This window comes from Lachnoclostridium sp. Marseille-P6806, assembly GCF_964238185.1.
GTDB lineage: Bacteria > Bacillota > Clostridia > Lachnospirales > Lachnospiraceae > Brotaphodocola.
Window position 1 is genome coordinate 15,171 of the sequence record NZ_CAXSLG010000014.1, and the last position, 24,629, is coordinate 39,799.

Here is a 24,629-nt window from a genome sequence, read left to right on the forward strand (position 1 = left end):
AAATTTTCATTTTTTCTCCCTTTTCTACAAGCTTGTGGAGCGGGGAAGGGAGAAAATAAATTCCGAACCAACGCCTTCTGTACTGATTACATCAATATTTTCCCCATGTGCCTGGATAATCTCTTTTACGATTGCCAGCCCCAGTCCAGTTCCCTTTTTGTCCTTTCCGCGGGACTGATCGGATTTATAAAACCGTTCCCAGATCTTCTTGATACTCTCTTTAGGAATTCCCTCCCCTGTATCCTTTACAGAAATAAAAACCTTCTCATTTTTTGCATAAGCCTGAATATAAATAACAGAGTCTGCATGGCTGAACTTAATGGCATTGTCAATCAGATTATAAAGCACCTGCTGAATTTTCCCCAAATCTCCATAAACCATCTGGATAGTATCGGAAAAAGTCAGCTCAAACACAATGTTTTTTGTGGCGCAGGTTCCTTCAAAGGAAGCTGCTGTATCTTTAATCACCCGGTTAATATCAAAATTAGTCCGGGAAAGATATCCTTTGCTGTCTAAGGAATTGAGTGTCAGCATTCCCTGGGTCAGCTTGGTCAGCCGATCTGTCTCTGAAATTACTCTGGTCAGATATTTTTCGTACATCTCCGGAGGGATGGTTCCGTCAATAATCGCCTCCAGATATCCCTTGATTGACGTCAGAGGAGAGCGGAAATCGTGAGAAACATTGGCAATAAAATTCCGCTGGTACTCCTCCATCTTATCCAGCTCACTGGACATATAATTCAGTGTTGCCGCCAGGTATCCCATCTCATCTCTGGAATTCAGCTCAATGTGGTATTCCAGATTTCCCGCCGCATATTCGTTTGCCCCTTCCGTAATCTTCTTCAGGGGAATGGATACGGTTTTGCGGAATACCAGCAGAATAATCAGGGACAGTACAAAAATAAAAGCCGCAGAAATATAAACTACATCAAGACTTTTATTGCTGGCCTCCCGGATTCTGGAAACAGGCATGTGAACCAGCACATATCCATAGGTATTATAATTTCCTGTAATAGGCGCGGAAACTGTCATCACATCATAGGGAAACAGTCCATAATAATCACTGACAGAATACTGGCGGTTTCCTGTTGCCGTTGGATCAAATCCGGGAATCTCTGTTCCTGCCCTGGCTGAGCGGCTGCTGTCTGTTACCACGATTCCCTGTCTGTTGACAATCCAGATCTCTGCTCCTGCAAAATCTGCCACAGCCTGGAGCTGGAGATATGCCGTATCCATATTCTGCTTTTTGGTCTGTCCATTATTTTTCCCCTGATATACGCTACTGTATGACGAAGCAATCAGATTTGCCTCATCATAAATCGTCTCTGAATAGGATTCCAGCTGATGTCCATACATAATACTTGAGGAAAAGGTAGAAATCGTGGCAAATCCCAGCAGACCGAAGGCCAGATATCCCAAAATAAATTTGAAATAGAGAGGAAGCTTTATTTTCATAATCCCTTATCCTCTGCACCTGCGCTTTCTGAGGCTCCGGCTGGAGCCTCTGTCCATTCTACGGTATATTTTTCGCCCAGCTGTTCACCCACATTTTTCACATAGCCTTCAATTACATTTTTTGCCCGTTCCTTTGCCTGAGCCAGCAAAGCGCTGTTGCTTCTGGCTGTCTCCTCCATATTTTTCTGAGCCTCAGCCAAGGCAGCCGTCTCTTCTTCTTTGGTGATTTTTGTAAAAAATCCTGTATCTGTCAGCGGCTCTCCCATAGATGCCTCATCCAGATCTACATTCAGAATCTCTGCGTCAGGAATGGCAATTTTTACCACTCCCCGGCTGTCCGGTTTGGAAACGGACACACGGTTTACGTCAATTCCCAACTCTACAATCCCGCTGTACTCTGTCCATATTTTCTTATATCCTGTGCCAAGCCATTTAAACAGTCCGCTGGCCTCCGTCTCTGCCTTTGCTACATTATGATAATAACATTTCAGGGTTGCCAGCTCACATACCGAAGCAATTCCGGAAAAATCCGCCTCTTTTTTCTTCTCTCCGCATCCGGTCAAACTGCATATGCTTACGGACAACGCCAGAAGTATTCCTGCTGTCCTATATCCTCTCATAGTTCTCCTCCATTCTTCTGTCATTTTGAAGCCTGCCATACAAGGGAGTAGCCTGCGTTCTCAAGAACCGGTGAAAGAAGGGCTTCCATCACCATTTTCAGATTTTCCTCTGCTGTTTCATACAGCTTTTCCGACTCTCCTGCCTCCCGAATGGCATCCTCCTTACAGAGGATCAGCATATCCTTCAGAGGAACATCCGGATTTTTCGGAATATAGCTGAGCGAGTTCTCATCCAGAGTTGCAATCTGAACCGTAATATCCGGAAGCACCGGAGTCACCGTCTTTTCTTCCTCCTGAATTTCAAAGGTCACATCCTCCATCTGAATTCCAACCTTCACGCTTGCATTGTAGGCAATGTAGCAGTCCACCCGTTCCGGGTACTCTTCATTATACTTTTCCGCGATTCCATTATACACAAATTCCGCTGTTGACAGCTGACTGATATCAATCGCTTTCTCCAGCTGCGCGGAAGTAATGACATCCTCTTTCTCTATTCTGCTTATCACTGCCGGAAGTACCAGACAGGCCGCCAGCACTGCAGCGCCTGCCGCCATAATCGGAAATCGTTTTTTCTCAGGTTCGTTTTTCTTCATTATTTTCTCCTGCTGTTCTTTATCGCTTTTATGTTTTTTCGCCCTTTTGTTGTGGAAACTTCTTTTTCATTATATACAATTCCCCCTCTCGAAGCAATAGCAGAAAAACAGCGTTCCTTCAGGCAGAAGCCGACATGATTCCCGGCTTTGCCTGAAAAAACGCTGTTTTTATTTTTCTTTCTTTTTCATTTTAGCTCCGAAAAGCCTCTACCAGTTCCCTTGCATTCTGGTAATTCTGCTTTTCCAGCTCTTCAATATACCATTCGTCAATTCCTTCTACTGCCTTCTTAAAGGAATCAATATCCATCTCCTCATAAGGAGTGATTTCTACTCCGTTTCTGCTTTCCCACCGGCTCATAATATCATTGTCGCCGGAGCGGTTGATTTCACGCTGATACTGAGTCGCCAGCTGGCCAATCTCGTCCACAGCCTCCTGCTGCTCTGGAGTCAGGCTGTCATACAGCTTCTGATTGATACAGAAAAACAGGCAGTCATAATTTGCATTCCACAGAGAACAGTAGGGCTGAACCTCCTGAACACTGGCTGCATCAATGGACGGAAGCGGATTTTCCTGTCCTTCTACGGTTTTCTGCTGAAGAGCCGTATACGTTTCTGACCAGTTTAAATTGGTGGCATCTGCGCCCCATCTCCGGTAGCATTCCATCAGAAGATTGGATCCGGCCACGCGGATTTTCAGGTTTTTCATGTCGTCCACCGTTTTTACTTCCCGCACATTGTTGGTCAGCTGACGGAACCCGTTTTCTGCAATTCCCATGCAGTGAAGACCGTACTCTTTCAAAATCCCCTTCATCATTTCTCCTGCCTCGCCGTCTAACTTCGCATCAGCATCTACTGAAGACTCAAACAGATAAGGCAGAGAAACCACATTAAACCGTGGGTCAAATGCAGAATAAATCAGATTGGAATGCATAGATACCTGAACCGGATCTCCGTCCATCAACGCCTGAATTCCCTCGGACTGGTTTCCGTTGGTCAGCTGATCCGCAGCATATACATTCACATGAATCTTTCCGCCTGTAGCCTCTTCCATCATCTCCCCGAACTTTCTTCCGCCTTCTGCCCAGGTACTGGTTTCTGTTGGAGAACATGCAAAGTTCCAGGTCTGCTCTTCCCATCCCAGATCGCTGTAATCCGGAACCTGATAATCTCCAGTCACCTGGTTTTTCTGGCCATTGTCTGTCTGAGCAGCCGCTAAGCCTGTGTAGGAGCTTCCTGACAGAAGCTTCGGCAAAGCCACAGACAGAGAAGGAATAAAGGTCACTGCAAGAAGCACAGCCACACTGGCTGCAATCTGGGGAACCACTGCTCGGGAAATCTGAGGAAGCGTAACCTCCATACCCTTTTTCAGCCTCACTGAAATTGCGACAAATAAATTTACGCCCACCGGCGGAGTTACCTGCCCAATTGCCAGATTCAGTGTCGCAACAACGCCAAAGGCAACAACATCATATCCCAGCGCTCTGCACACGGGAAGCATAATAGGAATAAAAATGTACATAGCAGAGTTTGCATCGATAAAGCAGCCTGCAATCAGGAAAATCACATTAACAATCAGCAGGAAGGTAACCTGATTTTTTGCAATGGTTCCCAGAAGCTCTGATGCCGCCTGAGCAATTCCAAACTGGGTGCATACAAAAGAAAACAGAGATGCACAGGCTACAATCAGCATAATTCCGCCTGTGGTTTTTGCTGAATCAATGGTCAGCTCCCAAAGGTCGGAAAGCTTCACCTCCCGGTAAATCACCATTCCTACAAACAGACCGTAAACAACTGACACTGCGGCAGCTTCTGTAGGAGTAAAGATTCCTCCGTAAATTCCTCCCAGAATAATCACAGGCATCAGAAATCCCCAGAACGCGTCTTTAAATGCTTCCCAGCGCTCTTTCATACTGGTTTTCTCCTGAACTGGCTGAATGTTGTGTACCCTTGTCTCCCACATAACAACCAGAACCAGAGCAGCGCCCATGAGAATACCGGGAACGATTCCTGCGGAAAACATGTCTGCAATGGAAACTCCTGTAATGGAGGCGTACACTACGAAAGCAATACTGGGTGGAATCACAATGGCGATGGAACTGGAGGTTGCCATCAGCGCTGTAGCGAAGGGAGCAGAAAAACCGCCCTCTTCAATCATCGCAGGAATCAGAACTGCTCCCAGAGCAGCAACTGTAGCCGGACCGGAACCGGAAATTGCTCCGAAAAAGCAGGCTACAATGACACATACAATGGCAATTCCGCCTCTGCGGTGCCCTACACAGGTATTGACAAATTTTACAAGGCGTCTGGAGATTCCCGCCTTTGCCATAATATTGCCGGAAAGTACAAAAAACGGAATCGCCAACAGCAGAAATTTACTGATACCGGAATACATATTAGTCGCAACAATGGTCAGAGAGGTTCCTGAATACAAAATTGCGCAGATTGCGGAAAGTCCCAGGCAGATTCCGATGGGAATACCTACCAGCAGGAAAATAAAAAATGAGAGAAATAAGATTACACTGATCATGACTGGCTGTCCTCCTTCTCTCTGGCGCAGGTGTCCAGATAAAATTCAATAAAGTGAAGAATCATACAGGCGGCTCCAATGGGAACAAAGGACCAGAAAATCCATTCCGGCCAGTTCAGCACATAGGTGCGTTTTCCGTTTTCCAGCTGAGCCAGCACCTTTTCCAGGCCGTAGTAAAACAGCACGCTGGTAAAGCATACACTAAGAACTGTATTTACCAAAAGAAATCCTCTCTTCATACGGGCCGGCAAACGATCCGTTACCAGAGACAGATTCACCAGCCCTCCCTCTCTGCAGGCCAATGCAGCAGCCAGCAGCGTAATCAGAACAAAAACAGCTACCACCAGCTCCTCTGTAAATGACCAGGACTGATGGATTACCTTTCTGGAAAATACATTTCCTACTGTCAGTACCAGAATCAGCAGCGTGGACACAGCGAGAATCAGCTTTTCCACAAATGCCAGTCCGTTCATGACTTTTTTGAACATTTTCATACCTACATCCTCCTTTTCTTTCTGCTGCAGAACATCTTTGAATCCGTCCTCTCTTCCGCCAAAGTATTTTATACATTACCGCGGCATCGCATTACCTAAACAGTGTATTATGGTAAAAAAAAACCGTCCCTGAAATAGGGACGGAATCCATATCCGCAACCACCCTGTCTCCTGAATGAAACAAGTACGAATCAAAGCGTACCAGCATACGCGGTTTCTGTAACGGGAAACACCCGTGGAAACCTAATTGCCATGCGTTCGGCTTCCCTTCTCAGAGATGATTTTCCGGCCAGCGCTGTGACCGTCTCTCACCACCGACGATTCTCTGTAACACGCATTCTGTCCCTACTTGTTCTCTTCTTAGAATTTTTATTATTCTGAGTTTTTTGTAAACTCTATGATAAAAATATTAACTCGATTTTATCGGATCGTCAACTGGCATTTTGTCATTTTTCTTTTAGTTGTATTCGATATTTTTCGTCATTTTTCATTAATTTCTTTTATTTTTGTTCAGTTTTATCCTTTATGGCAGCGACATCTGTCTTTATGGAACGGGCATTTTATCTTGATGAAACAGCAGATCCATGTTAGACTTTCTATAAAAATTGAGTACATGAGGAGGAAAAAAATGTCAGAGGTTATCCTTGGAAGAACCGGAATTACCGTCAATAAAAACGGCTTCGGTGCTCTTCCTATTCAGAGAATTACAAAAGAACAGGCCGCCGCTCTTTTACAGCAGGCTTATGACGGAGGAATTACCTTTTTTGATACTGCCCGCGCCTACACAGACAGCGAAGAAAAGCTGGGATACGCTCTGAGCCATGTGCGCAGCCACATCTATCTGGCTACTAAAACAGCCGCCCAGACTGCAGATGATTTCTGGAAGGATTTGGAAACCAGTTTAAAGCTTTTAAAAACAGACTGCATTGATATTTACCAGTTCCACAATCCTGCCTTCTGTCCGAAACCCGGAGATGAATCCGGTCTTTACGATGCTGCCTTAAAGGCAAAAGAGCAGGGAAAAATCCGCTTTATCGGAATTACCAACCATCGTCTGTCGGTTGCTCAGGAGGCCATAGACTCCGGACTCTACGATACCCTTCAGTTCCCTTTCTGCTATCTGGCAACGGAAAAGGATCTGGCTCTGGTTCAGGGCTGTAAGGAACAGAACATGGGCTTTATTGCCATGAAATCATTATCCGGCGGTCTGATCACCAATGCAGCAGCCGCTTATGCCTATGCGGATCAGTACGATAATGTCCTTCCCATATGGGGGATCCAGAAAAAAGAAGAGCTGGAGCAGTTCCTCTCTTTTATCAAGGAACCTCCAGCTATGACGGAGCCTATTCGAGCTATGATTGAACAGGATCGAAAACTGCTGTCAGGCAGCTTCTGCCGCGGCTGCGGCTACTGTATGCCCTGTCCCGCAGGCATTAAGATTAATGACTGCGCCCGCATGTCTCTGCTGCTGCGCCGTTCTCCCTCAGCCTCTCACCTGTCTCCTGAGGGTCAGGCACAGATGATGAAAATCAAGGAATGCCTCCACTGCGGCAAATGTGCTTCCAAATGTCCCTACGGACTAAATACACCTGAGCTCCTTTTGCGCAACCTGAAAGACTACGAAGAAGTTCTGGCAGGAAAAGTCATGACAGCAGACAATTTTTAAAAAAGAAGCTCGCTCGCGAGCTTCTCCGCCTGCGGCGGGTCGCTTCTGCGACAAAATTCTCTTCCGACGCATGGCGATCCTCGCGGAGCGTTTTTATGTCATAGGACGCACTTTCCTATGACATAAATTACAAGGACGCTTCGTCCTTCCAGTGAAGGCGGTGAAGATGGCCCTCCAGGGTCATCTTCTCAAAGCCATTCTGACGAAGCGCTTCATAAAGCACCACAGCAACAGAATTAGACAGGTTCAGGGAACGAATATCCCCCCACATGGGAATCCGGACACAGTTCTCCTGATTTTCCACCAGGATTTCCTCCGGAATTCCTGCGCTTTCCTTTCCGAACATAAGATAACAGTCCGGCTCATAGCTAACCTCTGTATACACCTTGGGCGCCTTTGTTGTAGCCATATAAATCTTTGCTCCCGGATTTTTTTCCAGAAAATCCTGAAAATCACAATACACTGTCACATCCAGCTTATCCCAATAATCCAGTCCGGCTCTTTTAATCGCCTTTTCATTCAGCTTAAATCCCAGGGGTTCAATCAAATGAAGTCTGGTATTGGTTGCCACACAGGTGCGGCCGATATTGCCGGTATTTAAGGGCATTTCCGGTTCAAAAAGTACAATATTCATTCCTCTCTCACCTTTCCCGGCTGTCTAAGGTATTCACAAACCGCTCAATCCGGCCCAAAGCCTCCTTCAGGCTCTTTAAGGAATAGGCATAGGACACACGCAGATGTCCCTCCCCTGCCTGACCAAAGGCAGTGCCCGGAACAACAGCTACCCGCTCTGCCTTCAGCAGCTCCATGGCAAAATCATCTGAAGACATACCAAACCGCCGGATACTGGGGAATATGTAAAATGCTCCAAGAGGCTCAAAACAGTCCATTCCCATTTCCCGGAAGGCATGAAGAAGATAACGCCGTCTCTGATCATAGGATTCCCGCATCCGCTTTACATCCTCATCGCTGTTTTTCAAAGCGTCTACTGCCGCATACTGGCTGGTTGTGGGCGCACACATAATGGCAAACTGATGAATCTTCAGCATCTGCTTTAAAATCACAGCAGGAGCACAGGCATATCCAAGACGCCATCCTGTCATGGCAAAAGCCTTGGAAAATCCATTAATCAACACTGTCCTTTCCTGCATTCCAGGAAGGGAAGCAATAGTTACATGCTCTTCTTCTCCATAGGTTAATTCCGAATAAATCTCATCAGAAAGAACAAACAGATCGTGTTCAATTACAATTTTTGCAATCTCCTCCAGCTGGCGGCGGTTCATCACTGCTCCGGTAGGATTGTTGGGGAAAGGAAGTACCAGAAGCTTTGTCTTCGGCGTAATTTTTTCCAGAAGCTTTTCCGGTGTCAGACAGAACTGATCCTTTTCCTCCAGCTCAATCACAACAGGAACACCTCCGGCCAAAACGGCGCAGGGCACATAGGAAACGTAGCAGGGCTGAGGAATCAGCACCTCATCACCCGGATCCAGCATAGCCCGCATAGCAATATCAATTCCCTCGCTGCCGCCTACTGTCACTACAATCTCCTTGTCCGGATCATAGCTTACATGACAGCGTCTTTCCAGATAATTGTGAATCTCCACCCGAAGATCCCGCAGACCTGCATTGGCTGTATAAAAGGTTCTTCCTTTTTCTAGAGAATAGATGCCTTCCTCCCGGATATGCCAGGGCGTATCAAAATCCGGCTCTCCCACACCAAGAGAAATCACATCCTGCATTTCATTGGCAATATCAAAAAATTTCCGGATTCCTGAAGGCGGAATCGAAGTAATAATTTTATTTAACGGATCTCTCACGGTGTAATCAGCATCCTTTCGTCCTGGATCTCCTCGCTTAAAACAGTTCCGTGATCCTTGTATTTTTTCAAAACAAAATGGGTGGCCGTACTTAATACTGAATCCAGCGGAGCCAGCTTGTCAGAAACAAACTGCGCTACCTGGCGCATGGTCTTTCCCTCAATAATTACCATAAAATCAAATCCACCGGCCATCAGATACAGGGCATTCACCTCACTGTACTGATAAATCCGCTCTGCCAGCTTGTCAAAGCCCATGCCCCTCTGAGGCGTTACCTTAACCTCAATCAGAGCGCTGACCTTTTCCTCACTGGTATTGTCCCAGTTAATCAGCGTGTGATATCCGCAGATAATCCGCTCTTTTTCCATTTCGGCAATCTCATTGGCCACCGCGACTTCATTCTCTCCTAACAAAATTGCCAGATCATGAATATCGATTCTGCTGTTTTTTTCGATAACCGCCAAAATTTTCTCTCTCATAATAGACTGCCTCCCATTTTTATATTTTGATAACTATTCCGGACTATTTTCCGTTTTTACCGGATAATCCGGAACTGCTTTTAGTAATTCATCCGGCTGGGGACGTTCCAGAAATCCCTGTCCGTCCTGAACAATCATTTCTCTTGCAATCCCTTTCTGAACTGCGCCGATGACTGCGGCCTCAATTCCCCGTTCTTTCAGCTTCTGCACCAGGCGGCCTCCGTTTTCTGAGGTCAAAAGTACACAGCTGCTGCTGTAAAGCCGGTAAGGGTTCAATTCAAACCGCTCACAAATCTCTATGGTTGCCTGAGTCAGTGGAATCTGCCGCAGGGCAAACCGAACGCCGGTTTCATAGGCTCCGGTCAGGTTCCAGATCGCCTTTAAAACGCCGCCTTCCCCTATGGGCTCTGATTCTGTAATCTCAGAGGCCAGCTCTGCCAGAGCCGGCTCCAGCGCTCCTTCTGCATTCTGGCTGTCCGCTTTCAGTTCCTCCAGATACTCCTCGGAAAACCAGGTCTTCAAATGGCTGTGAAAGCGTTCTGCAATCACTGCCGCTCCCGACAGTCCGGGATTTCCCACCACAATCAGATCCTGGCCGGCACACAGCTTTCCAGTATTCTGCCGCTCAATTCTTCGCATCATGCTGTTTGTCCTCTTTTTTCATTCTATCCAGTCCCTTTGCAGAAAAGACCGTATCGCCTTTTACTGAGCAGGCGCCTCAGTTTCTCCCGAGCCCGCTGCCGGAACCGGAGCTTTGGTTTCTCCCGGACCTGCTGCCGGAGCCGGTGTACTCGCTTCTCCTGGGCCTCCCTCTCCTGCGGAGCTGGCCTTTTCTTCTGAAGAAACACCGGGACCTCCGTGAATTCCTTCAACAACAGAAAACTCCGTGGACGGTACTTCCTCTGCGGACTCCTCCGGACTGTCTGTCACAGGCGCTGTCTCCACTGGGGCTGACGCCGGAACTTCCGGTCCTACCATAACAATGGCCTTGGAGGCATTGTAGGTATCTGTATGAAGCAGAGTGCGTTCTGTCTCTGTTCCATCTACCTTTACAACCTTCCACAATCTGGACTTGATTCCGGTATGAGCGGACTGTACCTGTTTTCTTGTACCAGGAGCCATGGAATTGTCCACTTTTATCTCCGGTTCTCCCGGATCAATGGTACTGAGCGTTTCTGAAACAAACTCCACAGTCCGGTTAGCCGGACGTGTCTCTTTTCCATAAATCGTAAAAGTCAGCGTCCGTCCCTTGGTATATCCCTCAACATAAATCGGTGTGCTGTAATTGTTCGTCACCTTCAGATCCTTTACCGTTCCTGCTGTAGCCGCATCCATAGATGGCTTTACATAGCCTACAATCATGGAATGGTTCTGTCTCTGAACAATCTCCAGCTCTGCGCGGAGAGCTGCCTGATACAGGGTTGTGGAAATCTGGCAGACGCCGCCTCCAATACTGTCTACCACACGTCCGTTCTCATAAGCTGCTGCGGAAAAATATCCGTTTTCTTTGGTAAACGGATGCATACACTCATAACCGGACAGGGTTTCCCCTGGCATCAGAACATGTCCGTTGATTTTGGCTGCTCCATTCTGCAGGTTGCCTGATCTGGAATCTCCGCTGCTGCTAAAGTCCGTAGAAAAGCTTCCCAGCTCGTCCTGTATGGTAGCAAGCTGCTCTTCTCTGACTGCTGCCTCCTTCACAGTTATGGCTGCTTCTACTGTTACTGCTTCTGCATCTGCCTCTGCAAGCGCCGTCTCCAGCGCTGCCCTTGTGGCCTCGGTATCTACCGTTTTTCCATCCACTTCAGGTGTAATTTCAAATTTGCCGTCCACTCTGGTAATCACCGCATTCTGCGGCTCTGCCGTCATCCCCTGGCAGTTGGCGTTCACAAACTCAGCAAATTCCGCCTCATCCACCCCTGTTTCCAGAGAAATGTGAACCGGCTCCTTTTCCAGATCCTTTCGTTCCATATACTGCTGGATCAGATTTCCGCCAGCCCCGTGAGACGCCGCTTCCTCCACCGCCTCCGGATTGCTCCAGGTAAATCCCAGTTCTCCCGCAGTAGCTTCCACAGGCGTTCCTTCAATGTCCAGCGTAACCTTCCGATCCGCAAGAGTATTCACATGATCCTGAATCGTCTGTCCGGCCTCTTCTTTTGTCATTCCGCCTAACTCAATGTCTCCTACGAAAACTCCGTCTGGAATTGTCATTTCCTTTGCAGACACCGGAGCTGCCATAAAAAGGCTCATAACTGCTGCCAGGGCTGCTCCGCTCCAAATGCTTCTCTTTTTCATAATCGCTCCCTCAGATTTTTTAGATCATCAGTGCTGCGGCCACAACCGGCACAATCATAGAAAGTACCAGAATCACCGCAATTACTGCTACAAAAATCTTTCTGTTTTTATTATTATTCATGTTCATCATCGTTCCATTCACCTCTTTTTCCGATATTGTGCTAATGCCTGATTCTTCCATACTGTGAAATCACCTGATCCGTAATCCGGGATGCCTCATTCCGGCTAAGGTAGTCAATTTGCACAGGTAAATCTATTTTATGATATTTCAGTAAATACCGCAAGTCCTCTTTTTGCTTTTTCGAGGCCGGCTGCTCCCGTTTTACCTTATAAATCAGGGGTTTTTCCGCAAATGCTCCCGGTTCTGTCTCTCCATAAAGGGCAATCAGACGCTGGTACAGACTGTGGGCATCCTCTGCATCCCCCAGCGCTCTGTGAGCTCCCTGACGCTGTATCTCAAAAAAACGACATGCCGCCTCCAGATTTTTCTTTTCCTCCTGTGGCATAAATCTGCGGCAAAGCTGCAGCGTATCCAGCCCCGTCCGTTCAAATTCCAGCCCTTGATTAACTGCTGCCCGCTTTAAAAAGCTGTAATCAAAAATAACATGATGCCCAAGAAGAGGAAGCTGTCCACAAAAATCAAGAAACTCTCCTATTTCATCCCCAATGTCCGGCGCATTCTCCACCATTTCATCGGAAATACCCGTCAGCTGAACAATCCGTTCCTCCAGCGTCCTTCTTGGATTGACCATTGTGTGAAACGATGCCGTTTTCTGCCCGTTTTCCACCCGAATGGCTCCAATCTCAATAATCCTGTCCCGCTTTGGATCCAGCCCTGTTGTTTCCAGGTCAACTGCAATATACTGGTTCGGAATCCTCACAGGGTTCTCTCTTCTGTCCCCGCTCATAACCGCTCTCCCTTTCTGCTTCCAGAATTCCCTGTTTTCTCTTTTTTTGTCTTCTCTTTTTCCATATCCTCTGCAGATGGACACAGACAGCGAAGAAAACATTCGCCACACCGGGGACTTCGGGCTGTACAGATTGTACGTCCCAGCGTAATTACATGAATATTCCAGAGAATCCAGTGATCCTCCGGCAAAACCTTCATCAGGTCATACTCAATTTTTTCCGGATCCTCCTGCCGGGTAAGCCCCAGCTTTCTGGATATCCGTTTTACATGAGTATCCACAACAATGCTTGGCTCGTGGTAAATATTCCCTCTGATTACATTGGCCGTTTTTCGCCCGACACCTGCCAGAGCCGTCAGCTCCTCCAGCGTTCGTGGAACCTCCCCCTGATGCTCCTCTATCAGCCGTTTACAGCAGGAAATAATATTTTTTGCCTTACTGTGATAAAAGCCGATAGAATGAATATCCTGCTCCAGCTCCTTCACCTCTGCACCGGCAAATTTCTCCAGAGTATCGTATTTTTGAAATAGATCCGCCGTCACCAGATTCACCCTGGCATCTGTGCACTGGGCGCTGAGAATTACGGCAATCAACAGCTGCCAGGGTGTTTCATAATTCAGATAACAGCGGTACTCTGTCCCGTATTCTCTGTCCATAGCTTCCAGAATCTGACTGATCCGTATTTCCCGCTCTGCCCTGGTTTCTTTCTTCATCTTCCACTCCTTTGCCGCCCAAAGGGCAAATATGGTTACAGAACTCTGTCTCCACATTTGCCCCCTGAACGGACGCTCCTTCCTTAAATTCTCCTATTTTAAAAAAGAAGCTCGCAAGCGAGCTTCTCCGCCTGCGGCGGGTCGCTTCTGCGTCTGTTTCCCTCCCGCGCACAGGAAAGATCCTGACAGAACTCCCTTCTTTAGCAGGTGGTTTCTTCTAAACAGGCCTTCTCCGGCTCCAGGCAGATCATCTCTGCATTATGTGTAAGGGGATCCCGCTTTCTGTAATCAAACAGCATAATTTTTCCGCTGCGAAGCACCTCTGCATGAACCCTGGTTCCCAGCCCCCGCAGCTCTGGAGTCAGACTGCGGATTTTCTCCTTATAGGGACTCTGATCCAGTGCAAAGGACGGTCTGCTTTTTGCATTTTCCCTCAGATAAAGGTCACACATAAGCGCATCCTCTGCCCCCATCAGAAATTCACCTTCTGTCCGTTCCTCTACAAAATCGTGGAGAATTTCGTACCGGGCCAGGCGGCTGTGATTCAGCCCTGTCAGTCCCCTCTGCTCATAATAGTCTGCCAGCTGCTCATACAAAACAAAGGCGTCCTTCCACCAGTCCTCCAGATACTTCAGCGTCCTGGTAAACTGTCCGCTGTTGTAATACACCTCCACCATATTCTCAATCCCTTTCAGCTTCAGCACATCATCATAGGACAGCCATTTGGTAGACAGCACCTCATAGGGCGGCTTATCTCTGTAAACCAGTCCATAGTTCTCTGCCTGCTCATACATAAAAGAGCCCTTTAATACCTTTAAAAATCCCAGCTGAAGCTGCTCCGGCTCCATGGCATATACCTCATTAAAGGATCGGTGGAAGGAGGAATAATCCTCCCAGGGCAGGCCTGCAATTAAATCCAGATGCTGATGCACATTATGGCCGGCATTGATGCGGACCACCACCTTTTTCAGCCGTTCCAGATCCATAACCCGGTGAATTTCCCGGATCGTTCTTGGGTTGGTGCTCTGCACACCGATTTCCAGCTGAATCAGTCCGGGCCGCATGATTCCAATCAGCTCCAATTCCTCCTCATCCAGAAGATCCGCCGCAATTTCAAAATGAAAATTTGTCACCCCATTATCATGCTCCTTAATATGTCTCCATATTTCCAGTGCATGGCTCTTACGGCAGTTAAAGGTCCTGTCCACAAATTTCACCTGCGGAACCCGGTTTTCCAGAAAATAATCCAGTTCCCTCTTTACCAGTTCCAAATCCCGGAAACGGACGGATTTATCCACAGAAGAAAGACAATAGCTGCAGGAAAAAGGACAGCCCCGGCTGCTTTCATAATAAATGATTCTGTTTTCAAAGCCCTCCAGCCGGGAATAAAGAAAGGGAATCCGGCTCATATCCATGACCGGGCGAACAGGATGATCCTGAATAGTTCCATCCTTCCCCCGATAGGCTGCCGCAGGAAGAGAAGAAAGACTTTCCCAAAATTCTTCCTCCTTTTTCTCCTGGTCTCTGCAGCCAGACATTCCCACTGACTTTCTCACAGACATTCCCAGCTTTTCATAACAGTTTAAAAGAGCGGCAAAGGTTTCCTCCCCCTCGCCTTTCATAATACCCAGAACTTCCGGCTCCCGCAAAAGCAATTCCGGAGCATCAAAGGACACCTCTGGACCGCCCAGCCAGATATCTGTGTCCGGAAGCACCTTATGAAGATCCCGAACCAGCTCCAGACAGGGTACAATATTCCAGATATAGCAGGAAAATCCCACCATATCCGGCTTTCTCCGGTAAATATCCTCCAGAATCTGTTCCATTTGATTATTAATCGTATATTCACCTATCTCCACATGAACAGAGGGGAGCCCTGCCCCTTCCGGGAACAGGTCTCCCCGTGTCCGCTCTGCATACGCCTTCAGGCTGTAAATCCCGGGATTAGAATGAATATACTTTGCATTCACCGCTGCCAGTAAAAATTTCATCATTATACATCAATCTCAATCTTTCTTCCCGTAATTTCATACTGATAATACCGTACTCCCGCCGCATTCAGCATCCGCTTCGATGCACGAACAGAAGGAGAGTCCGAATATTTGTCTTCTTTATAAATAATTGTCTTAATCCCTGCCTGGATAATCGCCTTTGCACATTCATTGCAGGGAAACAGAGTTACATACAGCTTGCTTCCCTCCAGACTGCCGCCCCGGTAGTTTAAGATAGCATTCAGCTCACTGTGAGTCACATACAGATACTTAGCGCTGTACGGGTCAGTAGTCTCCTCATCCTTTCCCCAGGGAAATTCATCGTCTGAGCATCCCCTCGGAAAGCCGTTGTATCCCATTGATAAAATTTTGTTGTCTTCACTGACAATACACGCTCCCACCTGGGTATTCGGATCCTTAGAGCGCCTGCCGGACAAATCTGCCACGCCCATAAAATATTCATCCCAGGAAATATAATCTGCTCTTTTTTTCGTACTGCTCAACAGCCTTCCCTCCTTATTATACATGAATCACATGATATCCTGCTGCCTTCGTAAGGCGGTTCATAATCGCCTGACCCAGATGATCTCTGGAAAAGCTTTCTGAATAAATATAGTCCACTCCCAGATCATCAAATTCCCGCAGAACGGCAAACAGATTGTGGGCAATGGTTTCTTCTTTGGCTCTCTGGCCCACACTGCGAATTTCTCCATAGTGATACCGTTCTCTGGTTTCCTCTGTGCAGATTACTCCAACCCGGCATCCCTCTTCTTCGCGTTCCCGGGAAAGAGAATTGATCCGCTCCACAACAGCCTCCAGATCGCCTTCTACCAAAATCAGATCTCCGTGAGGAGCATAATGGCGGTATTTCATTCCCGGCGCTTTGGGACGCAAATCCTCTCTTGGCGGTCCCTGAATAGCCGGATCGATCTCCACCTGGCCGGCAACTGCTTCCAGCATTTCCATAGTAACTGCGCCGGGACGCAGAAGCACCGGAACAGGGCCAGACACATCTACAATCGTAGACTCCACTCCAATCCCCACCGGACCTCCATCCAGGATCATCTCAATCTTTCCGTTCATATCCTGCCATACATGCTGAGCTGTCGTCGGGCTTGGCCGCCCGGAAGTATTGGCGCTGGGCGCTGCAATCGGCACACCGGACAGTGCAATCAACCTGCCCGCAATGGGATCGCTGGGCATACGCACTGCAACCGTATCAAGGCCGCCGGTTGTTCCATAAGGGACAATCTCGCTTTTTGGAAAAACCATTGTCAGCGGGCCCGGCCAGTATGCCTCCGCCAGCTTTCTTCCTGCTTCCGGAATCTCCTTCACCAGCGGCTCCAGCTCCTCCATACAGGAAATATGGGCAATCAGAGGATTGTCTGATGGGCGTCCCTTTGCTGCGTAAATCTTCCGGGCCGCATCCTCATTCAGAGCATTTGCTCCCAGTCCATATACCGTCTCTGTAGGAAATGCCACAAGGCCGCCCTCCCGGATAATCCGGGCTGCTTCTGCCAGTTCCTCATCTTTTATCCATTCTGAATCTTGAATCTTTATCAGTTTTGTCTCCATTGTTCTTCTTCCCCTTTACTGGGGATTATTATATCACAAGATTGTTTGCGGGGAAAGCAGGTGTTTCTGCCAGAAGAAAAGAACTCCTGCTTTTTACAGCTTTTCTGCATAAAAAGAAGCTCGCTCGCGGAGCGTTTTTATGTCACAGGACACACTTTCCTATGACATAAAATTCCCCGATCCTCCATTTTCGGAAGACCGGGAAACTATGATTTTCAAACCACCCTCTGATTCAGCTGGCTTTTATAATATCTGCAAGGGTCTTGTGATCAAAATAGTCTGTCACCAACTGATAAAATTCTCTCCACATCGGATAGGTACGGCATTCTCCCATTCTGTTGCAGGGCTTAGCGTCACATTCCAAGCAGGCAACTGGTGCCAAATCACCCTCTGTCAAACGAAGAATCTCTCCAATCCTGCAATCCTCAGGCGAACGGTTCAAACGATATCCTCCGCCTCTTCCCTGTATCCCTTCAATCAATCCATTCTTCGACAATACCGGAAGAATCCGTTCCAGATACTTCAGTGAAATTTCCTGCCTTTCTGCAATCTCTTTCATAGGTACATAACCTCGTTCAGCATGCTCCGCAAGATCAATCAAGACACGGAGCGCATATCTTCCCCTCGTTGAAATCATCATAACAAACACCTCTCTCAGGGCAATCATACCATGAATGCACAGAACAAGGCAACTTATTCTTCTGTAAACAGCGAAGTGGATAAATATCTATCCCCGGTATCTGGAAGAAGTACAACAATCGTTTTTCCTTCATGTTCCGGACGACCGGCCAGATCAATGGCAGCAGCTACTGCAGCGCCTGAAGAAATTCCAACAAGAACTCCTTCCTTTTTTCCAATCAAACGGCTGGCTGCAAATGCCGCTTCATTGGAAATCGAAATCACCTCATCATAAATACGTGTGTTTAAAATATCAGGCACAAATCCTGCTCCAATTCCCTGAATCTTGTGAGCTCCAGCTCTTCCTGAGGAGAGTACCGGAGAATCCTCTGGTTCAACTGCCACTACCTTTACTTCCGGTTTTCGTGCTTTCAAATATTCTCCCACACCAGTAATAGTTCCCCCAGTTCCCACACCTGCCACAAAAATATCTACCATTCCATCTGTATCCTCGTAAATCTCCGGACCTGTGCCGCTCCGATGCGCTTTCGGATTGGACGGATTCACAAACTGACCTGGAATAAAACTGTTGGGGATCTCCTGCGCTAGCTCCTGCGCTTTTTCAATTGCCCCCTTCATTCCCTTTGCTCCTTCTGTTAACACCAGCTCTGCCCCATAGGCTTTCATCAGCTGTCTCCGCTCTACTGACATCGTTTCCGGCATTACAATGATCAGCCGATACCCTCTGGCTGCTGCCACTGCCGCAAGTCCAATCCCGGTATTGCCGCTGGTTGGTTCAATAATCACCGTTTCCGGCGTAATTTTTCCCTCTGCCTCTGCATCCTCTATCATAGTCTTTGCAATCCGATCCTTTACAGAACCAGACGGATTGAAATATTCCAGCTTTGCAATAAGCTTTGCCTTCAGCCCGTACTGCTTTTCTATATTCGATAACTCCAGCAATGGTGTGTGTCCGATCAGTTGTGCTGAAGATGTATAAATTTTTCCCATAGTTATACCTCCTGTTTTCCTGCTGCAAATCCCTTTTTCAGATCTGCGATGATATCGTCAATATGTTCTGTACCAATAGATAAGCGAATCGTATTCTCTTTTATTCCCTGCTCCTCCAGTTCCTCATTAGAAAGCTGACTGTGTGTTGTCGTAGCCGGATGAATCACAAGGCTTTTTACATCCGCCACATTGGCAAGCAAGGAAAAAATCTGAAGATGGTCAATAAAATCATGAGCCTCTTTCTGACCTCCTTTTATTTCAAAAGTAAAGATAGAACCTCCTCCTCTTGGGAAATACTTCTGATAAAGCTTGTAATCCGGATGTTCTGGTAATGAGGGATGATTCACTTTTTCTACCTGTGAATGTCCTGCCAGAAAATCAATCACTTTTTTCGTATTTTCTATGTGGCGTTCCAGTCTCAGCGACAAAGTTTCGATTCCCTGAAGCAGAAGAAATGCTGCAAAAGGAGAAATCGCTGCACCTGTATCACGCAGTAGAATCGCACGAATATAGGTTACAAAAGCGGCTGGGCCTGCAGCCTGTGTAAATGACACACCATGGTAACTGGGATTCGGCTCTGAAATTGCCGGATATCTGCCGCTGGCCGCCCAGTCAAATTTTCCGGAATCTACAATGATACCGCCCAGCGTTGTTCCATGACCGCCAAGAAACTTTGTAGCAGAATGAACCACAATATCTGCCCCATGCTCAATCGGTCGAATCAAATACGGAGTTCCAAAAGTATTATCTACCACCAGCGGCAATCCATGTCTATGAGCAATGGAAGCCAGCGCATCAATGTCCGGAATATCACTGTTCGGATTTCCCAGTGTTTCTATGTAAAGTGCTCTGGTATTTTCCTGAATCGCCGCTTCTACTTCTTCCAGATTGTGAATATTCACAAAGCTGGCTGTAATCCCCAGACCTGGCAGCGTATGCGCCAGAAGATTATAACTGCCTCCGTAAATCGTTTTCTGAGCAACAATATGTCCTTGATTCTGTCCCAGTGCCTCCAGGGTATATGCAATAGCTGCCGCACCAGAAGCAAGTGCCAGTGCAGCTGTTCCACCCTCCAGAGCAGCTACTCGTTCCTCTAAAACCGCCTGCGTCGAATTGGTTAGCCTTCCATAAATATTCCCTGACTCTGCCAGACTGAATCTCGCTGCCGCCTGCGCTGAGTTTTTAAATACATAGGATGTGGTTGCGTAAATAGGAACTGCCCTCGCATCTGTTGCCGGATCCGGCACCTCCTGACCTGCATGAAGCTGTAATGTCTCAAATTTGTAATCTGCCTTCATTATTTTCTCCTCCTATTCCCTACCTTTTAAGTAGGTTTTATTATAACGGATAATACCCACCTTGTAAATAGGTATATCGTAAATATTGCGTAAAAAAACAAGCTAAATCCAAAAACGGACTTAGCTTGTCTGAAATTAGAATATAGAAAGATTATGTAAACAATTTGGTCGTTCTGGCTGTACCACAAAGCTTACCTCTGCCATTTTTTCAATTAACGCATCTGCATTGTGCTCCAGTTTATACTCCATCTCATCCCGATACAGGGGGATTACCTGATAGAAGTTTACTGTCTCACCGTTCGGCAAGATACAGACCTCACAGCCATCCTCCACACCTTGAGGACCAGTCAGGAGACTGGCGCAGAGCTTCGTATCCTTTGCAAAAGGAGATTGCTTGTCCATCGTATGTCCGAATCCCAGCCAGGTGTCACTAGCAGCCGGCAACCGGGCTAAAACCTTCAGCAGACCAATGGGCCAATACCACTTCTCCTCCTTCATGGATTCTTCATCCAGTTTCCAATCCGGCGGAAGGGCAATCGCCAACTCTGCCCGTTCCAGCCTGTATTCTGCCAGCTCCTCCGGCACATTCATCCGATGAGCCCCCATTCCCATTGTCACCAGCGAATAGTAATCCCTTTCTTCCGAGGGCGTAATAACGCAGATATCTACATGGATATCAGGGGAAACCAGTTCGTGGAACACATGGTCAAATTCTCCAAAAAACCTTTTTATATGCTTCTCCACAGCAGACATCTCTTCTTCTGTATAAAGCTCTGGCTTGCTCTTCTCCTCGGAGGACCAGAAGGTTCCCTCTTGTTCTGTCCCATCCGGGTTCAGAAAGATTTGAAAATATACATCCTCATCCGTCAGCTTGTAAAGCAGGCCGATGTGATAATCCAGCCCCACCAGCACCGTATCCAGGCGGGCCGCCCTGCCGTCCGGATGTTCCCGTTCCAACCACTGTCCGTCCTGAATCCACCCCTTCAGTTGTTCCAGCCAGTCTGTATTCAGCTTGGACATTCCTCCCTCATTCATCTGAAATACCAGATCTACAGGATGATCGTTGATCCTGTAAGGGAACTGGGTAAAGGGAGCATTGGGCGTATATTGTTCCGGTTTTGGGCCAAAAATCATCCAAAAGCGTTCCAGCCCCTCCTTATTGACCGTTATACAGGAAATAGAACGTTGTTTATCATCTGCATTCTCATCCAGTCCCTGCTGAAGAGTTTGATCGGCATCCGGGTTGATCCAGTGATATTCCATCTGTTCCAGTGGTGCGCCATTTTCAATTTCTTTTTTCAAAGTAAGGAACTCATAATCGTCAGGTTCCAATGCAAGACCATGGGCAACCGCCTCCAGCGCGCCCGCTTTATCTCCAAAGTGGCTACGCAGCTTACCTGCCTGTAACCAGATCCATGGATAACCCGGCTCCTCCTGAATCCCTTTTTCTGCATAGTTCAGCGCTTCTTCCAGCCGTCCGCAGTACATTAAGGCCACGGAATAGCGATAGTACCACATGGCGCAGCCCACAGCATTTTTCTCTGAATCCTTCATCCAGTCTGCCGCCTTGCAGTAATAGCGGTACTCATCCAGATTGTTGCAGGCAAAGGAATACCACAGAGCGATCTGAAGATCCTGATGGACCTGACGCTGAGTAAATTTCCCCTCCTGCACACCCTGCTCGATAAAATCCTCCAACCAGCAAAGCATCTGTCCAAAATATCCCGATATCTCATCCTGAAAGGATCCCAGTGTCTCAATATTTTGCGCTGAGAGAAGGGAACCTGTCTCCGGGTCAACCTCCGGCTCTTTTTCCTGCTCCCAAAGACGGACAGCCCCCACATCCCGGCGAAACACATGAAAGCCGCTCCAGGTCAAATCGGTATCAGCAAAGAAAGCTCTTGCTGCATCCAGCACGGCGAGAAGATCCCAGGCAATAAAGTCCAGATACCCATAGTATAGCCCAGTGGCACCGCCCAGGAAGGTGACTGCGCCCTCCCCTGCATGTTTTTGAATAGCATCCTGCAAAGTGTCCCGGAATTGCAGAATCTGTTCCGCTCGATTTCCACCCTCAAATCCGTTCAGCGGATAACACAGGAAACCGGCCACAATGCCATCCTTGTGATACTCATTCATCATATCACTCTGGGCGCTCATGTACTCGTTGATCAGCACCGGCAGACGGTTAGAACCGGTGTAAACATCCAGCCGCCAGTCAGCGTCTGGGTCTTTCACTGGGTCCAGTTCATAGGTGATATAGCTGTTCTCCAGAAAATCCGCCCCATCCCGATAGTCGGTCAGTCCCAAACTTTTCAGCATCTGGGGCAGCTTTTCAAGAGAAACGGCAGGGAAGGCGACAGGGCCTTTTTTTGGGGCATCGATTAAGTCAACCCCGCCGATATGGGCAATGAAATTGACTTCCCCCAGCACCTGATCCGTGAGAGTAGAGAGCAGCCACCAGGCCCGTTCCACATTCTCCTGCTGCAGAGGCAGTATTTTTTCACAGCAGAGGGTGAGGGACAGCCGCCCATCCTCCTGCTGCTCCACCCACACCTGCACATCTTCTGGTCGAATCTCGTCCGGCCCAGAGCGCAAAGAGAACTCGGCAGAGGGCTGACGGCCCACCAGAATGTTCCAGTGTTCTCGCACAGATGCCGGTGCATGACACTGGAAATAGACCAGGGGGAACAGTCCGGCCCGGCTGCCCTCGGCGCTGAGGATTAATTCATATTTTTCACCATTGAAGCCCAGCTCAAAGGCAGGAGAAGAGAGGGCCAGCTCCAGGGCCCCACTGCATTTTTCTATAATTTCCTCACTCCGTTCTCTCAGCTTATCCGCCTCCATAATGGCCCGCAGTTCCCCCTCTATCCCGGCAAAAGCGGCCCAGGCTTCCTGCGTCCTCTCCCGGAAGTTCTTCTCAAACCGGGGCAGCGCAGAACCTTCTTCATAAGGCTCCCGTTCTCCTATATCTGCAATGGCTATGTATGCCTTGGCCAGCTCACTGTCCATCTCAGGGGTACGCTCATCGGCAGAAATATTCTCTAAAGCGTCAATTAGCTTCTGGTATTCCTTGTTCTCATTCCATTTCCGGCACTGTTCCAATAATTCCATAGCAACGCCTCCTTTCATTTTGCTGTCAAGCACGGATTCCACACTAGGCCTCGCCTCGTGCCCTGCTTATTTGGTTGCAAATGTATTTTGGAAGAATGCTGTAAATGCCTCCAGTTCTTCTTTCTGATAGAGATAGATATACAGCTTCTCATCCTCCAGCCATTCATAAGCATTGATGCCAATATACCCCTTCCGGTCGGGATAAATGATAAAGGCATCGGTGGGATACTTGTTCCGGTACGCCTTGTGAATCTCATTTCGGCGGTAATAAGTAGGATCTCCATAGCCGGAGAGATCGGGAACAGTCGGCACCACCACAATCGTGTTAGTAGCTTCATTCCATCCCACAATCAAATTACCGATTTTTGTTTTACTCCCGTGGACAAAACCATAATTGAATCGCTTGACGTCCTCAGTATAGCCCACGATCAGGCGGTACTCCTCGCCGTGCTCCACTGCCTGATCAAACAGTGCACGTACCTTTTTTGCGTTGGCTGCGCTCTTTTCCATATCCGGCTCCGGTCCCTTAAACAATTTGCTGAATAATCCCATAATTTTATCCTCCTGATTGTATTTAAAAAAGTTATTTAAGCTCCTGACACAAAAAAACCCCGCGCCGCACTGTCAAAAGGACAGGCTGACGCAGGGCAAAAAAACGCACAGAACCAGCGGCCGGTTTCAGGAAATCGGCCTTTTTCAGTGATTGTACAATTGAGTCGCATTGCATACTCATAGGGATTCGTTGGTTATTTCTATGCATCTTCTCTCACTCTGTTTATTTTTTCTTTTGCCCGCTGCATTTCATCCAGCAGGGCGTTGATTTGAAATGCCACCATATCCTCTGCTACCTCCGGAAACAGAAAGGGCATGGTATCTGGAATTGCCTTATATACCATCATCATGGACAGAGCCAGGTTACCAAACAGCCGCGGTTCTATGCTGTCCATGGGAAGGCCAAAAATCACGAGTATCTCGCGAAATAATTTGATCTGTTCTTCACGGAAGGTCTGAAAATTTTCCTGGGAGAGACAGCGGTAAATCTCCTGTTCTTCTTCAATAGACAGCACAGCGATGCCTTTTTTCTCACCATAGGTGCAGGTCTCCAAAAAAGTTCGGACACCCTCTCGCCAGCTAAGTGCAGGATCTCCCATCAGATTTCTGGCATATTGCAGCAATTTAGGCTGCTGATACCGAAGTGCCTCCAACACTAAATCTTCCTTGGAAGAAAAAAAGGTGTAGAAAAAGGTCTTGGAGATGCCTACTTTTTTGCACAGGACATCAATACTGCTATGGATCAGGCCCCGATCCACAATACACTGGGTTACTGTGGTCAGCAGAGCATTCCGCACTTGCTCCCGCTCCTGTTCCGAATAGGCCTTTCGCGCCATATCTTTCTATCCTCCCCTCAGCAATATAAAGAACAAAATTTTAAATTAGTATTTATATAATAACTGAACA

23 protein-coding genes and 1 other annotated feature are annotated in these 24,629 nt (G+C 47.7%); of the genes, 1 reads left to right on the top strand and 22 read right to left on the bottom strand.

What is annotated here, in order from left to right; genetic code table 11:
- Window positions 1-24: 24 nt before the first annotated feature.
- The 5 genes from ACESON_RS14745 to ACESON_RS14765 form a co-directional block, all read right to left on the bottom strand.
- On the bottom strand, window positions 25-1,449 hold the full coding sequence (locus ACESON_RS14745) for an ATP-binding protein (RefSeq protein WP_177958676.1): 1,425 nt from the start codon (window positions 1,447-1,449) through the stop codon (window positions 25-27).
- Window positions 1,450-1,451: 2 nt separating this feature from the next.
- On the bottom strand, window positions 1,452-2,075 hold the full coding sequence (locus ACESON_RS14750) for a DUF4230 domain-containing protein (protein WP_177958671.1): 624 nt from the start codon (window positions 2,073-2,075) through the stop codon (window positions 1,452-1,454).
- Window positions 2,076-2,095: 20 nt separating this feature from the next.
- A complete protein-coding gene (locus ACESON_RS14755) occupies window positions 2,096-2,668 on the bottom strand; it encodes a DUF4230 domain-containing protein (protein ID WP_373110680.1) in 573 nt (190 codons plus the stop codon).
- 190 nt (window positions 2,669-2,858) lie between these two features.
- A complete protein-coding gene (locus tag ACESON_RS14760; RefSeq protein WP_177958673.1) occupies window positions 2,859-5,195 on the bottom strand; it encodes a TRAP transporter large permease subunit in 2,337 nt (778 codons plus the stop codon).
- Complete coding sequence (locus ACESON_RS14765; RefSeq protein ID WP_177958674.1) at window positions 5,192-5,689, bottom strand: TRAP transporter small permease subunit; 498 nt, start codon at window positions 5,687-5,689, stop codon at window positions 5,192-5,194. Before ACESON_RS14765 ends, ACESON_RS14760 begins: the two co-directional genes overlap by 4 nt.
- A 133-nt stretch (window positions 5,690-5,822) precedes the next feature.
- Window positions 5,823-6,060 (bottom strand) — a binding site (T-box leader).
- 257 nt (window positions 6,061-6,317) lie between these two features.
- Here ACESON_RS14765 and ACESON_RS14770 point away from each other — a divergent pair.
- A complete protein-coding gene (locus tag ACESON_RS14770; RefSeq protein WP_373110682.1) occupies window positions 6,318-7,355 on the top strand; it encodes an aldo/keto reductase in 1,038 nt (345 codons plus the stop codon).
- A 127-nt stretch (window positions 7,356-7,482) separates the two neighbouring features.
- Here the strand turns inward: ACESON_RS14770 and ACESON_RS14775 are convergent, their stop codons facing one another.
- The 17 genes from ACESON_RS14775 to ACESON_RS14855 all read right to left on the bottom strand — a co-directional run bounded on the left by ACESON_RS14775 (window position 7,483) and on the right by ACESON_RS14855 (window position 24,559).
- Window positions 7,483-7,989: a tRNA (cytidine(34)-2'-O)-methyltransferase gene (locus ACESON_RS14775; RefSeq protein ID WP_177958906.1), complete on the bottom strand. Its 507-nt coding sequence runs from the start codon at window positions 7,987-7,989 to the stop codon at window positions 7,483-7,485.
- 7 nt (window positions 7,990-7,996) lie between these two features.
- Window positions 7,997-9,172 (bottom strand): aminotransferase class I/II-fold pyridoxal phosphate-dependent enzyme, encoded by a 1,176-nt coding sequence (locus tag ACESON_RS14780; RefSeq protein ID WP_373110684.1) that lies wholly within the window; start codon window positions 9,170-9,172, stop codon window positions 7,997-7,999.
- A complete protein-coding gene (locus ACESON_RS14785; protein WP_177958904.1) occupies window positions 9,169-9,651 on the bottom strand; it encodes an Lrp/AsnC ligand binding domain-containing protein in 483 nt (160 codons plus the stop codon). Before ACESON_RS14785 ends, ACESON_RS14780 begins: the two co-directional genes overlap by 4 nt.
- Before the next feature lie 33 nt (window positions 9,652-9,684).
- The gene (locus tag ACESON_RS14790; RefSeq protein ID WP_373110686.1) at window positions 9,685-10,293 is read right to left on the bottom strand and encodes an AIR synthase-related protein; all 609 of its coding nucleotides are present in this window, start codon (window positions 10,291-10,293) and stop codon (window positions 9,685-9,687) included.
- Window positions 10,294-10,353: 60 nt separating this feature from the next.
- Complete coding sequence (locus ACESON_RS14795) at window positions 10,354-11,946, bottom strand: VanW family protein (RefSeq protein ID WP_373110688.1); 1,593 nt, start codon at window positions 11,944-11,946, stop codon at window positions 10,354-10,356.
- Between the two features lie 19 nt (window positions 11,947-11,965).
- Window positions 11,966-12,127: a hypothetical protein gene (locus ACESON_RS14800; protein ID WP_177958901.1), complete on the bottom strand. Its 162-nt coding sequence runs from the start codon at window positions 12,125-12,127 to the stop codon at window positions 11,966-11,968.
- Window positions 12,108-12,854 carry a PolC-type DNA polymerase III gene (locus ACESON_RS14805; protein ID WP_373110690.1) on the bottom strand — a complete coding sequence of 249 codons (747 nt, stop codon included), beginning with the start codon at window positions 12,852-12,854 and terminating at the stop codon, window positions 12,108-12,110. Before ACESON_RS14805 ends, ACESON_RS14800 begins: the two co-directional genes overlap by 20 nt.
- Complete coding sequence (nth, locus tag ACESON_RS14810; RefSeq protein ID WP_373110691.1) at window positions 12,851-13,624, bottom strand: endonuclease III; 774 nt, start codon at window positions 13,622-13,624, stop codon at window positions 12,851-12,853. Before nth ends, ACESON_RS14805 begins: the two co-directional genes overlap by 4 nt.
- 143 nt (window positions 13,625-13,767) lie before the next feature.
- On the bottom strand, window positions 13,768-15,558 hold the full coding sequence (locus ACESON_RS14815; protein WP_373110706.1) for a B12-binding domain-containing radical SAM protein: 1,791 nt from the start codon (window positions 15,556-15,558) through the stop codon (window positions 13,768-13,770).
- Window positions 15,559-15,560: 2 nt separating this feature from the next.
- Window positions 15,561-16,061, bottom strand: a complete 501-nt coding sequence (locus ACESON_RS14820; RefSeq protein ID WP_373110692.1) for a cytidine/deoxycytidylate deaminase family protein — start codon at window positions 16,059-16,061, stop codon at window positions 15,561-15,563.
- 16 nt (window positions 16,062-16,077) lie between these two features.
- Entirely contained in the window at window positions 16,078-17,133 is a 1,056-nt protein-coding gene (locus tag ACESON_RS14825; protein WP_373110694.1) for an L-threonylcarbamoyladenylate synthase, read from the bottom strand.
- A gap of 232 nt (window positions 17,134-17,365) precedes the next feature.
- Window positions 17,366-17,770: an Rrf2 family transcriptional regulator gene (locus tag ACESON_RS14830; protein WP_373110708.1), complete on the bottom strand. Its 405-nt coding sequence runs from the start codon at window positions 17,768-17,770 to the stop codon at window positions 17,366-17,368.
- A 56-nt stretch (window positions 17,771-17,826) separates the two neighbouring features.
- A complete protein-coding gene (gene cysK / locus ACESON_RS14835; protein WP_373110695.1) occupies window positions 17,827-18,762 on the bottom strand; it encodes a cysteine synthase A in 936 nt (311 codons plus the stop codon).
- A 2-nt stretch (window positions 18,763-18,764) separates the two neighbouring features.
- Window positions 18,765-20,060: an O-acetylhomoserine aminocarboxypropyltransferase/cysteine synthase family protein gene (locus ACESON_RS14840; protein WP_373110696.1), complete on the bottom strand. Its 1,296-nt coding sequence runs from the start codon at window positions 20,058-20,060 to the stop codon at window positions 18,765-18,767.
- 135 nt (window positions 20,061-20,195) lie between these two features.
- Complete coding sequence (locus tag ACESON_RS14845; RefSeq protein WP_373110697.1) at window positions 20,196-23,171, bottom strand: suppressor of fused domain protein; 2,976 nt, start codon at window positions 23,169-23,171, stop codon at window positions 20,196-20,198.
- A 66-nt stretch (window positions 23,172-23,237) separates the two neighbouring features.
- Entirely contained in the window at window positions 23,238-23,723 is a 486-nt protein-coding gene (locus ACESON_RS14850; RefSeq protein ID WP_177958522.1) for a hypothetical protein, read from the bottom strand.
- A 200-nt stretch (window positions 23,724-23,923) separates the two neighbouring features.
- Window positions 23,924-24,559 (bottom strand): TetR family transcriptional regulator, encoded by a 636-nt coding sequence (locus ACESON_RS14855; protein WP_177958521.1) that lies wholly within the window; start codon window positions 24,557-24,559, stop codon window positions 23,924-23,926.
- Window positions 24,560-24,629: the final 70 nt, after the last annotated feature.